General features: G+C 68.8%; 13 protein-coding genes. 5 read left to right on the top strand and 8 right to left on the bottom strand.

Annotated features, from left to right (window positions below; translation table 11 throughout):
* The first annotated feature begins 7 nt into the window (after positions 1-7).
* Genes HNQ05_RS08745 through HNQ05_RS08730 form a run of 4 tightly spaced genes read left to right on the top strand, consistent with a single transcriptional unit; the run spans position 8 to position 3096 of the window.
* Complete coding sequence (locus HNQ05_RS08745) at positions 8-496, top strand: TRAP transporter small permease subunit (protein ID WP_147146027.1); 489 nt, start codon at positions 8-10, stop codon at positions 494-496.
* The gene (locus HNQ05_RS08740; protein ID WP_147146029.1) at positions 497-1795 is read left to right on the top strand and encodes a TRAP transporter large permease; all 1299 of its coding nucleotides are present in this window, start codon (positions 497-499) and stop codon (positions 1793-1795) included.
* 9 nt (positions 1796-1804) lie between these two features.
* On the top strand, positions 1805-2920 hold the full coding sequence (gene menC, locus HNQ05_RS08735; protein ID WP_147146031.1) for an o-succinylbenzoate synthase: 1116 nt from the start codon (positions 1805-1807) through the stop codon (positions 2918-2920).
* Positions 2917-3096: a hypothetical protein gene (locus tag HNQ05_RS08730; RefSeq protein WP_147146033.1), complete on the top strand. Its 180-nt coding sequence runs from the start codon at positions 2917-2919 to the stop codon at positions 3094-3096. Before menC ends, HNQ05_RS08730 begins: the two co-directional genes overlap by 4 nt.
* 7 nt (positions 3097-3103) lie before the next feature.
* Here the strand turns inward: HNQ05_RS08730 and HNQ05_RS08725 are convergent, their stop codons facing one another.
* Genes HNQ05_RS08725 through trpB form a run of 3 tightly spaced genes read right to left on the bottom strand, consistent with a single transcriptional unit; the run spans position 3104 to position 5944 of the window.
* Complete coding sequence (locus HNQ05_RS08725; protein WP_147146035.1) at positions 3104-3949, bottom strand: MBL fold metallo-hydrolase; 846 nt, start codon at positions 3947-3949, stop codon at positions 3104-3106.
* Positions 3950-3953: 4 nt separating this feature from the next.
* Complete coding sequence (trpA, locus tag HNQ05_RS08720) at positions 3954-4727, bottom strand: tryptophan synthase subunit alpha (protein WP_147146037.1); 774 nt, start codon at positions 4725-4727, stop codon at positions 3954-3956.
* Positions 4724-5944: a tryptophan synthase subunit beta gene (gene trpB, locus HNQ05_RS08715; RefSeq protein ID WP_147146039.1), complete on the bottom strand. Its 1221-nt coding sequence runs from the start codon at positions 5942-5944 to the stop codon at positions 4724-4726. The genes trpA and trpB overlap by 4 nt, the downstream gene beginning before the upstream one ends.
* Positions 5945-6119: 175 nt before the next feature.
* Between trpB and mobA the strand changes: the two genes are divergently transcribed.
* On the top strand, positions 6120-6707 hold the full coding sequence (mobA, locus tag HNQ05_RS08710) for a molybdenum cofactor guanylyltransferase (protein WP_147146040.1): 588 nt from the start codon (positions 6120-6122) through the stop codon (positions 6705-6707).
* Here mobA and HNQ05_RS08705 read toward each other — a convergent pair.
* From HNQ05_RS08705 to fdnG, 5 genes are read right to left on the bottom strand one after another with little or no spacing between them, the layout of a single operon-like run.
* Positions 6618-7406 carry a formate dehydrogenase accessory sulfurtransferase FdhD gene (locus tag HNQ05_RS08705; protein WP_147146042.1) on the bottom strand — a complete coding sequence of 263 codons (789 nt, stop codon included), beginning with the start codon at positions 7404-7406 and terminating at the stop codon, positions 6618-6620. The two genes, mobA and HNQ05_RS08705, sit on opposite strands and share 90 nt — an antisense overlap.
* A complete protein-coding gene (locus tag HNQ05_RS08700) occupies positions 7406-8047 on the bottom strand; it encodes a formate dehydrogenase accessory protein FdhE domain-containing protein (protein ID WP_147146044.1) in 642 nt (213 codons plus the stop codon). Before HNQ05_RS08700 ends, HNQ05_RS08705 begins: the two co-directional genes overlap by 1 nt.
* A gap of 18 nt (positions 8048-8065) precedes the next feature.
* Positions 8066-8830 carry an NrfD/PsrC family molybdoenzyme membrane anchor subunit gene (nrfD, locus tag HNQ05_RS08695; RefSeq protein WP_186810649.1) on the bottom strand — a complete coding sequence of 255 codons (765 nt, stop codon included), beginning with the start codon at positions 8828-8830 and terminating at the stop codon, positions 8066-8068.
* Entirely contained in the window at positions 8830-9603 is a 774-nt protein-coding gene (locus HNQ05_RS08690) for a 4Fe-4S dicluster domain-containing protein (protein WP_147146048.1), read from the bottom strand. Before HNQ05_RS08690 ends, nrfD begins: the two co-directional genes overlap by 1 nt.
* A gap of 13 nt (positions 9604-9616) precedes the next feature.
* Positions 9617-12667, bottom strand: coding sequence for a formate dehydrogenase-N subunit alpha (fdnG, locus tag HNQ05_RS08685; RefSeq protein ID WP_147146050.1), 3051 nt, complete (start codon positions 12665-12667; stop codon positions 9617-9619).
* Positions 12668-12678 lie beyond the last annotated feature (11 nt).

Genomic DNA, 12678 nt, shown 5'->3' with positions numbered 1-12678 from the left:
AGCCGCCGTGCGGTCCCTCTTGCGGGCCGCAGAGGGCCTGGCCACCCTGACCGGATGGGTGGCCGGCTTTCTGCTGCTGCTCACCACCGGCCTCATCCTCTTCGAAATCGCCCTGCGGCAGCTGTTCGGGCGCAGCACCCTGATCGCCGAGGAGTACTCGGGCTACTTCATGGCCGGGATCGTCTACCTGGCCGCGGGGTACACGCTGCAAAAGGGGGAGCACATCCGCGTGGGCCTGCTTCGCGAACGCCTGAGCCCGGCGTGGCAGCGCCGCCTGGACCTGATCGCGGGCCTGTTGGGCCTCGCCTTCGCCACGCTGCTCGTCCTGGCGCTGGGAAACCAGACCCTGGACGCCCTGCACTACGGTACCCGCAGCTTCCTCCCCTCGCGCACGCCGCTCGTCTACCCCTACGCGACGGCGTTCGCGGGGGCGCTGGTCCTCTGGACCGGCTTCGTCGCCTTCATGCTCAGGCGCTGGACCGGTGAGGAGGGCTAGATGGATCCGCTCGTCGCCGTCGTCGTCCTGCTCGCGATCCTCTTCCTCTTGTTGGGTCTGAGCGTCTGGGTCTTCGTCTCCCTCTTCGCGGTGGCCCTCGTTTCCATCGACCTCTTCACCTCGACGCCGCCGCTGCGGCTTTTGGGCAACATCGCCTGGAACGCCACCGACTCCTGGGCCCTCGTCGCGCTGCCGCTCTTCATCTTCATGGGCGAACTGCTCCTGCGCACCCGCATCTCCGAGCGCATGTTCGACGGCCTCGCCCCCTGGCTGGCCTGGCTTCCCGGCCGGCTGCTGCATACTAACGTGGTGGCCAGCACCATCTTCGCCGCGGTCTCGGGGTCCTCGGCGGCCACCGCCGCCACGATCGGCAAGATCAACATCCCCGAGCTGCGCAAGCGCGGCTACGACGACGACCTGATCCTGGGCTCGCTCGCAGGGGCCGGCACGCTCGGTTTTTTGATCCCGCCCTCGCTGGTGATGATCATCTACGGCGTGCTCGCCGAGGTTTCGATCGGCAAGCTCTTCATCGCCGGGGTGATTCCGGGGCTGCTGCTCGCCGGCGGCTTCATGCTCTACCTCGTCTACGCCGGCCTGCGCTGGCCCGAAAAGGCGCCGGGCGGGGACCGCTACACCTGGGGCGACCGTTTCGTTGGGCTCGTCAACCTCGTCCCTGTCACCCTGCTGATCCTGCTGGTGCTCGGCAGTATCTACATGGGTTTCGCGACGCCGACCGAGTCGGCGGCGATCGGGGTCCTGGGGGCGTTCCTGCTGGCGCTCGCCTACCGCTCGCTCACGCTCGAGAGCTTCAAGCAGGCGGTGCTGGGCAGCGTGCGCACGACGAGCATGATCGGCCTCATCATCGCCGGCGCGTCGCTGCTCTCGACGGCGATGGGCTTTATGGGCATCCCCACGGCGCTGGCCGCCTGGATCGCCTCGCTGGGGCTTTCGAAGTACCTCCTCGTGGTGGTGATCGCGCTCTTCTACGTCGTCCTGGGCTTCTTCCTCGACGGGATCAGCATGATCGTGATCACCCTTCCCATCACCCTGCCGCTCGTCACCCAGGCCGGTTTCAGCCCGCTGTGGTTCGGCATCTTCCTGGTCCTGATGGTCGAGGCGGCGCAGATCACGCCGCCGGTCGGCTTCAACCTCTTCGTCATCCAGGGGGTGGCCCGGGCACCGATCCTGCGGGTGGCGCGGGCGGCGCTGCCCTTTTTCGTCATCCTGATGGGGCTCGCGGCGCTGATCACGGTCTGGCCCGAGGTCGTGCTCTTCCTCCCCCAGCTGATGCGCGGATAGGATGGGGTCATGAAGATCGAATCCGCCGAGGTCGTCGTCGTCGAACTGCCGCTGAACTTCCGTTTCGAGACTTCGTTCGGTGTGCAGACCCACCGGACCGTCCCCCTGCTCGTGCTCCGGGGCGAAGGGCTCGAGGGCTACGCCGAGGGTGTGATGACCGCGTTGCCCGGCTACCGCGAAGAAACCCTCGCCGGCGCCCTGGACCTCGTGGAAAGGGGCCTGCTGCCCGCCGTGGTGGGTCGGGACTGGGCCAACCCCGAAGCTTTGGCCGCGGCCCTGGACCGCTTCCGCGGCAACCCCATGGCCAAGGCCATGGTCGAGATGGCGTTCTGGGACCTGTGGGCGCGAAGCCTGGGTCTACCGCTCAAGGACGTGCTGGGGGGCGTTCGCGATCGTGTCCCGGTCGGGGTTTCGCTGGGGATCCAGCCCGACCTGGAGGCGACGCTGGACGCCGTGGCGCAGCACCTCGAGGCCGGCTACCGGCGCATCAAGTTGAAGATCAAACCGGGGTGGGACGTCGCGGTGGTGGCCGCCGTGCGGGAGCGCTTCCCGGACGCCCACCTCACCGTCGACGCCAACTCCGCCTACCGCCTCTCCGACGCGCGGTCGCTGGCGCGCCTGGACGCCTACGACCTCGACTACATCGAACAGCCCCTCGCCTACGACGACCTGCTCGATCACGCCCAGCTCGCCCAGCGGATGGAAACCCCAATCTGCCTCGACGAGTCGATCACCTCGGCGCGCGCCGCCCGGCAGGCGCTCGAGCTCGGCGCCGCCGGGGTGATCAACGTCAAGGTCGCCCGGGTGGGCGGGCACGGCGAGGCCCGCAGGGTGCACGACCTGGCCCGGGCCTTCGGAGTGCCCGTCTGGATGGGCGGGATGCTCGAAACCGGGGTAGGCCGGGCCCACAACATCCACGCCGCGACCCTCGCCAACTTCACCCTTCCGGGCGACACCAGTTCGGCCAGCCGCTACTGGGTGCACGACGTGGTGAACGAACCGCTCGAGGCCGAAGCGGGGTGGATGCCGGTGCCCGCGGGTCCCGGCCTGGGCGTCACCCTGGACCGGGCCTTCCTCGAAAGGGTGCGTGTGGGCGGCTTCGAGGTGATGGGAGGTGCGGCGTGAGCGGCATCGCCTACTTCTGGATGGCCGTCGGCTTCCTCTTCACGATGCTGGGTGGTCTGATCTTCGTCTTTTCGCTGCAGCCCGAAGGCGGCGAGCGCCGCTACGCCTACGCGAGCTGGGCGGTGGCCGTCTTCTTTTACCTGCTGGCCGCCTGGACGTTCTGGCGCGGCATCTGACGCCGGCCTAGAGCCCGACCGGCTCGGCCCGGTAGCCGCGCTCGTCACGAACGAGCCGTCCCAGCGGGTGTCCGGGGTCGTGGGGGGTGGCCAGGTAGGCTTCTTCTTCGACCCAGACCGGGTAGAAGGCCTTGCGAACCTCCAGCGTGGTGACGGGGTAGAGGTCGTAGGCCATGATGTAGGCGAGCGGCGCGTGGGCCAGCGTGGGCATCAGATCGGCGGTGTACACCAGGGTCTCCCCTTCCGAGTGCAGGCGCACGCCCTGCTGACCCAACGTATGCCCCGGCAGGGGGAAGACGGTGAGGCCCGGGAGCACCTCGGCCTCACCCTCGACTTCTTCGAACAGTCCGGCGTCGTGTACGGGTTCGATGTTCTCGGGAAGGTAGCTGGCGCGGTTGCGCTCGTGGACGTGGGTCGCGTCGTGGAGTTCCTGCTTCTGCACCAGGTAACGCGCGTTCGTGAACAACGGCACGATGCGGTCGCCTCGTGATATCGTGTTCAAACCGGCGTGGTCGAAGTGCAGGTGGGTGTTGATCACCAGGTCGATGTCCCCCGGCTCCAGCCCCAGGACCACGAGCTGCTCGAGCAACCGCCCCGCGGCCTCGATGCCGTAGATCTTGCGGTGCTTCTCCCCCTGCTTGTCGTCCATCCCGGTCTCGACGAGGACCCAACGCTCGCCTGCGCGCACCAGCATGGGCCGGATCACAAGCGGAATGCGGTTCTGCGCGTCGCTCTGAGTAACCCGCGACCACAGCGGCTTGGGCACGACCCCGAACATCGCGCCTCCGTCGAGGCGAAAACGCGCGTCCTCCAGGAAGTAGACCTCGAAACCGCCGATCTTGAAGGGCTTCATGCGCCTATTCTACGCGCGCCGCCCGCCGGATCTCGGCGAGCAGGGGCGCGGGGTCCTCGCCGGACGCGAGCCTTTTGATGAGCGCCGAGCCGACGACGACGCCGTCGGCCACGCGCGCCGCCTGGCGCGCCGTCTCGGCGCCCGAGACACCGAAACCGATCGCGACGGGCAGGTCGGTGAGAGCGCGGATACGCTCGACCAGCGGCGCAAGATCCGGCAGCTCGCTGCGGGCGCCGGTCACCCCGGTCACGCTCACGGTGTAGACGAACCCCGTGGTGTGCCGGACCACCTCGCGGATGCGGGCGTCGGTGGAGGTCGGGGCAAGCAGAAAGACGGTGGCGAGGCCGGCGTCGTGGGCGGCGCGCACGACGTCCGGGTCTTCGTCGGGGGGAAGGTCGGGAAGGATGACCCCGTCCAGTCCCGCTTCCGCAAAGGCGGCGAAGAAGCGCGCCGGCCCCCAGGCGAAGACGGGGTTGATGTAGGTCATCAGCAACAGGGGTTTGTCGGTGCGCCGCCGCAGCGCGGCCACCAGCTCGACCACGTCGGCGGTTCGCACCCCGGCGCGCAGCGCGGCCTCGCCCGAGCGCTGGATCGTCGGGCCGTCGCCCAGGGGGTCCGAGTACGGCAGGCCGATCTCCATCAGGTCGGCGAACTCGAGAAGTCGGGTCGCCGTGTCCAGGTAGGCTTCGGGGCCGGGGTAGCCCGCGGTCAGGTAGGGGACGACGGCGGCCCGTCCCTCCTCCCTGGCCCGCTGGAAGGCGGCGTGGATCCGGCTCATCGCGACTCCTTTCCCAAGAGACGCATGACTTCGGTCACGTCCTTGTCTCCCCTGCCCGAGAGGTTGATGACGAGGACCTCGTCCCGCGCCATCTGCGGCGCCAGGCGGGCGGCGTAGGCCACCGCGTGGGCCGACTCGAGCGCGGGGAGGATGCCCTCGGCGCGGCTGAGCAGCTGGAAGGCGGCGAGCGCCTCGTCGTCGCTGACGGAGACGTACTCGGCCACGCCGGCGTCGGCGTAGTGGCTGTGCTCGGGGCCCACCCCCGGGTAGTCGAGGCCCGCGGATACCGAGTGGGCCGGCAGGATCTGGCCGTCCTCGTCGTGGAGCAGGTACATGTAGGAGCCGTGCAGCACGCCCCGCTTGCCTGCGCCGATGCTGGCCGCGTGACGGCCGCTCTCGAGCCCCTCCCCCGCCGCCTCGGCGCCGACCAGCCGCGGGCGCTTATCCGCGGGCAGGTAGGCGAAGGGCGCGAAGGCGCCGATGGCGTTCGAGCCCCCGCCCACGGCGGCGACGATGGCATCCGGGGTGCGCCGCCCCTCGGCCTCCTCGAGCTGCCGGGCGATCTCGAGACCGATGACGCTTTGCAGGTCGCGCACCAGCATCGGGTACGGGTGGGGCCCCACCACGGAGCCGAGGATGTAGAAGGTCGTCTCCACGTTGGTGACCCAGTCGCGGATGGCTTCGTTGGTCGCGTCCTTGAGCGTCTGGGTTCCGCTGGTCACGGTGCGCACCTCGGCCCCCAGCAGCTCCATGCGGAAGACGTTCAGCTCCTGCCGCCGCACGTCCTCCGCGCCCATGTAGATCACCGCCTCCAGCCCGAACAGCGCCGCTACCGTGGCCACGCTGACGCCGTGCTGGCCCGCGCCGGTCTCGGCGATGACGCGGCGCTTGCCCATCCGCTTGGCGATCAGGGCCTGGCCCAGGGTGTTGTTGATCTTGTGCGCGCCCGTGTGGTTGAGGTCCTCGCGCTTGAGGTAGACCCGGGCCCCGCCCCAGGCCTCGGTCAGGTTGCGGGCGAAGTAGAGGGGGCTGGGCCGGCCGGCGTAGTGGCGCAGGTGGTCGTCCAGCTCGGCCAGGAAGTCGGGGTCGCGGCGCAGCCGGCGGTAGGCGGCCTCCAGCTCTTCCAGCGCCGGCATCAGCGTCTCGGGGACGTAGCGGCCGCCGTAGGGGCCGAACCGTCCGCGCTCGTCCGGTAAGGGGTACTCGGGGAGATGCATGCTTGCGTTCCTCCAGTGCAGTCTGGGGCTTGGGTTGTGGGCGGGAAAAGAAAGGGGATGCGGCTTCACCAGAAGCGCTGGTGACGGATCTTGTAGCTTCGGGGCGTCCGGATCCGCATCTTGCCCCTACCTTACCGACCCGCCGGCGCGCCGGTCAAGGCGTTAGGCTAAGGGCATGGAATTCAGCGGCGCGGTGCTGGCCGGGGGCCGATCCAAGCGTTTCGGACAGGACAAGGCGCGGTACGTGTGGCGCGGACGCCCCCTTGCGGCGTACGTGCTGGAGAGTTTGCGCGAAGCCGATGAGCGGTTCATCGTGGCCGGGCGTCCCTACCCCGAGTTCGGGGTGCCCGTCTTCGGCGACGTGGTTCCGGGCGCCGATTCCCTGAGCGGGCTGCACAGCGCACTGGTGCACGCACGTCACGACTGGGTCGCCGTCGCCGCCTGCGATCTGCCCCGGCTCACACCCGCCTACTGGGCCTACATGTTTGCGCAAACCCGCACGACCGAGGCGCTGGCGGTGGTCGCCGAAGGGCCGACGGGCTGGATCGAGCCCCTGGCGGCGTTCTACCGCAAGGACCTCGAACCGGTGGCGCGCGAACAGATCGCGCGCGGCGACCTCTTCCTGAAGCACCTCGTCGAAACGGCGCGGGCCCGCATCGTACCCTGGAGCGAGCTAGCCCCCCGTTTCGGCGCCGGGCTCTTCCTGAACGCGAACCGCCTCGAAGACCTCGTCGGCAGCGCGGACGAGCAGCCGCCCGGGTGAGGTGTTGAGCCGGTAACCGAGCGGACGCACGTAGGTGCAGACGGTCAGGTTGTGGCGTTCGGCGGACTCGAGCCCGGTCCGGGTCGCCCCGGTGCGGCTGGTGAGAAGGACCGCCCCCATGGCCGCCGCCTTCAGCGCCATCTCGGCCGAGACCCGGCCGCTGACGGCGAGCGCGAAGGGCGGGGACCAGCCTTCGAGCAGCATCCGCCCCGCGATCTTGTCCACGGCGTTGTGGCGGCCGATGTCTTCGGAGAGGTGCAGCAAGCGCCCCTCGACGGTAAACAGCGCCGCACCGTGGATCCCCCGGGTGCGCCGGTACTCCACCGCGCGCTCGCGCAACATCGCGTGCATGCGGATGGGCAGCTCGGGGTCCAGGGCCGCGAAGGGCAGCTCGCGCACGTTCCGCTGGCCGTAGACGATCCCCATACCGCAGCTGCTGGTGCGCAGGGGGACCCCGGGACCGGCGCGGCCCGCCACTTCGAACTCGAGCACGCCCTCGGCACGGCGGAACCAGCGCACCTGCTCCAGGGTGTCGAAAACGCCGCCCAGCCAGAGGAAGCCGAGGCCCAGCTCGACCTCCTCCCCGGGCGAGTGGGCCAGCCGCAGGGCCGGGCGCCCGTTGACAACCAGGGTCAGCTCGACCTCGCGCGGTGCCTCGAAACGCGCCGGTTGGAAACGACCTTTCTCGTAGCGGTACATCACTCCTCCACCGCCCCGGCCTCGTAGAGAAACTGCATCTCCACCGCCGCCGCGCGCAGCCGCGGCAGGTCCAGCCTTCCCGCCTCGCGCAGATCGACGGCCGGCAGGGTGCGCCCGCAGCTCTTGCAACGGTAGAGCCGGTAGCCCTCCTCGTAGGGGTAGTACTCGAGCTTCTTGGCCTCTTCCTCGCCGCAGTAGAGGCAGCGCACCCGGGGCACCGGCCAGCGGCGGTCGCAGAGCCGGCAGACCGCGTAGCGGAAGCCCTTTTCGTCCAGGTAGGCCACGTCGGCCTCAGAACCGCAGGTAGGGCAGGTGGCGTCGTCGGGCCCCTCGTCCAGCGGCGGGGCGTCGGGGGCCCGGTGGTAGCGGCGGAGCGTCTGCAGCAGCGCGAACTCGAGCAAGGGGTCGTCCGGCCCCTCCAGCCCGCCACCCTGGATCGCCGCGCGCAGTTGTTCGAGCCGCGGCCTGTCCAGGTCCCGGTAGGACCGGGCCCGCTCCGCCCAGTCGGGCTGTTCCCGGGCGATCACGTCCAGCACCTCACGAAAACGCGCGGCGAAGCCGGGGTACCCCCCGGCCGCCCCGTCGGCGGCCGGGAGGGCATCGAGGCTGCGAAACAGCGGTTCCAGATCAAAAAGGTTCACGTTCCTCCTCAGCTTAGCTCAGAAGCGCAGCACGCCCGTCTGTCCGGCGTAGACGATGAAGTAGCGCAGCAGGAAACCGCCCGCCAGCACCAGCAGCGCGGCCAGCGAAGCGGCCCGGCGCTGCGCCTCCATGTAGAGCGGCAGCGCGACCCCCAGCACCACGAAGCCCCAGAAGGCCCAGGCGAGATCGCCGGTCAGGGCGGCCTGCACGGCGTTCTTCGCCAGCGGATAGGTCCAGATCAGGTGCGCGGCGACGAGGACGATCTCGATCAGCGCAAAGTTGAAGGAGATCCGGTGCAGACCCGGCTCGCGGTTGCCCAGCAGCACCAAGAGCGCCGCCCCGGTGGTGTAGGCCGAGGCCAGGAAGATCCAGGGCATCAGCGGGCTTCCGCTCCAGAAGGGGCGGGCCGTGGCCATCAGCAAGACGCCGGTGTAGCCCACCACGAGCAGCACCAGGATGGCCGTCACCCAGACGAGCCACCCGGGCCACTCGCGCATGACCAGCAACAGGAAGAGGCCCAACCCCGAGAGGGCCAGCACCGCCGAGCCCAGCCACATCACCGAAACGGGGTGGAAGCCCACGAGCAGATGCCAGAAGCGCGTCGGCTGGCCGAGGTCGACGATGAGCAGCAGCGCCCCGATCACGATCCCGATGAAGGCGAGGAAGGCGCCGGAGCGCCGGGCGCGTTCGTCGCGCAGACCCAGGGCGATCAGGAAGGCTCCGCCTCCCATCGCCGCGAGCCAGAAGTACAGGACGATGTAGATGCCCCATTCGCCGGTCATCACCGTTCACCTCCCACTTCCTCACGGTGCTCGGCTATCCAGCGCGCACCGGCGAAGCCAAGAACCGCGGCCGCGATGCCGGCCGAGAGCCAGCCGCTGGCCACCTTGCGCTTCTCGGTCACCGGCCCAACGGGGAGCCCGTAGGCGCTGGGGTGCTTGAGCAGCACGTAGAGCACGTGGGTGCCGCCCATCTCGGCGAGGCCGTAAATCCTGGCCTGGTCGTATCCCGCGCCCTTGAGCGCGGCCAGGCGCTGTTCGGCCAGCGCCTTCATGTCGGCGAAGCGGCCGGAGTGCAGGGCGCCTGTGGGGCAGGCCTTCACGCAGGCGGGCTCGAGCCCGTTGCTGACGCGGTCGTAACAGAGCGTGCACTTGTCCACCACGCCCTTTTCCTCGTCGAAGTGGATGGCGTCGTAAGGGCAGGCCTGGACGCAGTTGCGGCAGCCGATGCACCAGTCCTGGTCCACGGTCACCACACCGCCCTCGCGGTAGTTCACCGCCCCCGTGGGGCAGGCCTCCACGCAGGCCGCGCTGCTGCAGTGCATGCAGGAATCGCGGGTGAAGTCCCAGAAGACCTCGCCGCGGTCGACGCCCTCGGTGTACTTGATGCGCAGCCAGGTCATCGACGAGAGCGAGGGCGGGTTCTCGTAGCTGCCGGTGTTGACCGTCGCCTCCCCGGGCAGGTCGTTCCACTGCTTGCAGGCGACCTGGCAGGCCCGGCAACCCGTACAGTGGGAGGCGTCGAACAGAATCGCGTAATCGTTGGGTTTCGGCATCCCAGCCTCCTTCCTAGATCCGGGCGTTCAGGTCGATCTTCTTGGGCGGCTTGGCGAGCTTCTTCAGCCGCACCAGCATCGCCTTGGTCTCGGGGATGAAGCAGTTGGGGTCGTGCACGCTGGGCGTGAGGGCGTTTCCGGCCGATTCGGGACGGGCCCCGCCGCCCATGTAGCCCCAGTGCCAGGGAATCCCCACCTGGTTGACCACGCGCGCGCCGTTCTCGTCTTCGATCTTGAGCGGCTGGATGCGCGGCGTCACGATGGCCACCGCCTCGACCGCCCCGCGCGCCGACTCCACCAGCACCCACTCGCCGTTCTTAATGCCCAGCTCGCCCGCCAGGTCGGTGCCGATCTCGACGAAGGGGTCAGGCTGCAGCTCGAGCAGCCAGGGCACGTTGCGGCTCATCATCCCGGTGTGCCAGTGCTCGGTCAGGCGGTAGGTGGTGGCGATAATCGGGTAGTCCTTCGGATCGCCGTAGACGTCCAGGTCCTTGAAGTGCCAGACCTTGCAGACCGGGTCGTTCTGCTGGCCGAAGGGGTTGAGCACCGCCGACTCCCAGGGCTCGTAGTGCTCGGGGAAGGGACCGTCCTTGAGGCTGAGGGCGAAGAGGTGCCCCAGCCCGTCGGACTTCATGATGAAGGGCAGCACCGTGCCCGGCTTCCAGCCGCCGTCGGGGACGTCGCCCTCCCACTTGCCGGCGGTGTCGTTCCAGCGGATGACCCAGCGCTTCTCGTCGCGCGGCTGACCGGTGTCGAACCAGACCGAGGCGCGGTTGTAGCGGATGCGCCGGTTGACCGGCCAGCACCAGGCCCAGTTCGGGTAGATGCCGATGCCCGCCGGGTGGTCGGTCTTCGAGTCGCGCCGCGCCATCATGTTGCCCTTCTCGGTCCAGGAGCCGGCGTAGAGCCAGTTGCCCGAGGCGGTGGTGCCGTCGTCGCGCAGCTTGGTGAAGCTGGCCACCTGCTCGCCGGTCGTGAGGTCGAAGCCGTTGATCTCCTTGGCCCAGTGAACGGACTGTTCCTCGGACCACTCCGGCCAGGAAAGGTTGACGATGGGGTCGGGGAAGGCACCGCCCTCGGCGTACAGCTTCTTGAGCTCCTCCACCAGCTTGGTGAAGAAGTACATCTCGTCGACCGTACCTTCGGGGGCCTCCGCCGCCTTCTCGTACCACTGCGCCCAGAGGCCGGTGTTGGTGATCGAGCCGGTCTTCTCGACCCAGACCGGGGTCGGGATGAAGAAGACCTCGGTCTTGATGCTCTTCGGATCCACGCCGGGGCGCTTCCAGTGGGCCGCCGTCTCGGTCTCGAAGGGGTCGAGGACGACGAGCCAGTCGAGGCTGTCGAGCGCCTTGCGGGCCATGTTGACGTTGGCCGCGCTCATCGCCGGGTTCTGACCCACCGCGATCAGGCCCTTGAGCACGCCCGAGAGGGCCGCGTGCAGCAGGGCGTGGTGGGAGTAGTCGCTGGAGGCGTCGGGTTTGCCGCCGACGTGGGGGCCCAGCTTGGCCAGGTAGAGGTAGCTGATCTCCGGGTCGATCTTCGGCCACCAGGCCTTGAGCTGGCTGATGAAGTACTTGGGCAGGTTCTCCCACCAGTTGGGGGCGTTGGGCAGAAGCCGCTTCGGGGTCTTGGCCTCGAGGTAGCTCTTGAGGGTGGGGAACTTACGGTCGGGCACCGGCATGTACCCCGGCAGGATGTGGTAGAGCAGCGCGTGGTCGGTGGACCCCTGCACGTTCGAGTGGCCGCGCAGCGCGTTCACCCCGCCGCCGGCGCGCCCGATGTTGCCCAGCAGCAGCTGGACGATGGCGTAGGCGCGGATGTGCTGGGTGCCGTAGGAGTGCTGGGTGGCCCCCATGGCGTAGGTGATCGTGCCGACCCGGTCGACCTGCCCGGTGGAGCCGAAGAGGTCGTAGATCTGCTTCAGCTTGGCCTCGGGAATGCCGGTGATCTTGCTGACCATCGGCAGCGTGTAGCGGCTGTACTGCTTCTTGAGCAGCTGGAAGACCGAGTTGGGGTCGGTCATCGTCGGGTCACGCTTGGCGTAACCGTCTTCCCCGATCTGATAGGTCCAGGTGCTGCGGTCGTAGACCCCCTTCTCGTTGGGGTTGTCGGGCGTGGGGTTGTAGCCGCTGAAGAGGCCGTCGAGGTCGGTCGCGGTCTTGAACTCGGGGTTCACCAGCAGCGTCGCGTTGGTGTAGTTTTTGACGTAGTACTCGTCGTAGAGCTTGTTCTCGAGGATGTGGTGGATCAACCCTCCCATGAAGGCGATGTCGGTCCCCACCCGGATCTGGGCGAAGACGTCGGCCCGGGCGGCGCTGCGGTTGAAGCGCGGGTCCACGACGATGACCTTGGCCCCGCGGTCCTTCGCCTCCATGATCCACTTGAAGGTGAGCGGGTGCTGCTCGGCGGGGTTGCCCCCCTCGATGAGGATGACGTCGGCGTTCTTGAAGTCGATGGGGTGGTTGGTCATCGCCCCGCGCCCGAAGCTTTCCCCGAGCGCCGGCACCGTCGAGGAGTGGCAGATACGCGCCTGGTGCTCGATGTAGTTGAGACCGAGGGCGCGGGCGAACTTGATGAACATGTAGCACTCTTCGTTGCCGTTGGAGCTGCCGCCCAGGAAGGCCACGGCCTCGGTGCGGTTGACCACGTAGCCGTCGTCGTCCTGCTGGATCCAGTACTTGTCGCGGGTCTCCTTGATGCGGCGGGCGATCTGCTGGATCATCCAGTCGATGGGCTTCTCCTCCCAGGTGTCGGAGCCCGGGGCCCGGTAGAGGGTCTTGGTCATGCGGTAGGGGCTCTCGACGAAGCCGCGCGCCGCCTCGCCCTTGCTGCAGAGCTGCCCGCGGTTGATGGGGTGGTCGGGGTCGCCCTCCAGGTTGACCAGCCGCCCCCCCTGCGCTGCGGCGATCATGCCGCAGCCGGTCGCGCAGTAGGGGCAGATGACGGGGTGCTCGCCAACGGGTTTGTGCAGCCGTTTCTGCCCCGACGGCTGGGCGCGGCCCCGCAGGAAGAAAACGCCGCTGGCGGCGCCGCCGACCTTGAAGAAATCGCGTCGGGTAAGCACGCTCTCGCCTC

Source organism: Oceanithermus desulfurans (genome assembly GCF_014201675.1).
GTDB classification, from domain to species: domain Bacteria; phylum Deinococcota; class Deinococci; order Deinococcales; family Marinithermaceae; genus Oceanithermus; species Oceanithermus desulfurans.
Note: the sequence above shows the minus strand (reverse complement) of the source record. Positions and strands in the feature narration are given on the sequence as shown.

Coding starts and splice junctions, on each gene's coding strand:
- mobA (WP_147146040.1), top strand. CDS start 6,120: ATGGAATTCAGCGGCGCGGTGCTGGCCGGGGGCCGATCCAAGCGTTTC.
- trpB (WP_147146039.1), bottom strand. CDS start 5,944: ATGCATCTCCCCGAGTACCCCTTACCGGACGAGCGCGGACGGTTCGGC.
- HNQ05_RS08725 (WP_147146035.1), bottom strand. CDS start 3,949: ATGAAGCCCTTCAAGATCGGCGGTTTCGAGGTCTACTTCCTGGAGGAC.
- menC (WP_147146031.1), top strand. CDS start 1,805: ATGAAGATCGAATCCGCCGAGGTCGTCGTCGTCGAACTGCCGCTGAAC.
- HNQ05_RS08690 (WP_147146048.1), bottom strand. CDS start 9,603: ATGCCGAAACCCAACGATTACGCGATTCTGTTCGACGCCTCCCACTGT.
- HNQ05_RS08740 (WP_147146029.1), top strand. CDS start 497: ATGGATCCGCTCGTCGCCGTCGTCGTCCTGCTCGCGATCCTCTTCCTC.
- HNQ05_RS08705 (WP_147146042.1), bottom strand. CDS start 7,406: ATGTACCGCTACGAGAAAGGTCGTTTCCAACCGGCGCGTTTCGAGGCA.
- trpA (WP_147146037.1), bottom strand. CDS start 4,727: ATGAGCCGGATCCACGCCGCCTTCCAGCGGGCCAGGGAGGAGGGACGG.
- nrfD (WP_186810649.1), bottom strand. CDS start 8,830: ATGACCGGCGAATGGGGCATCTACATCGTCCTGTACTTCTGGCTCGCG.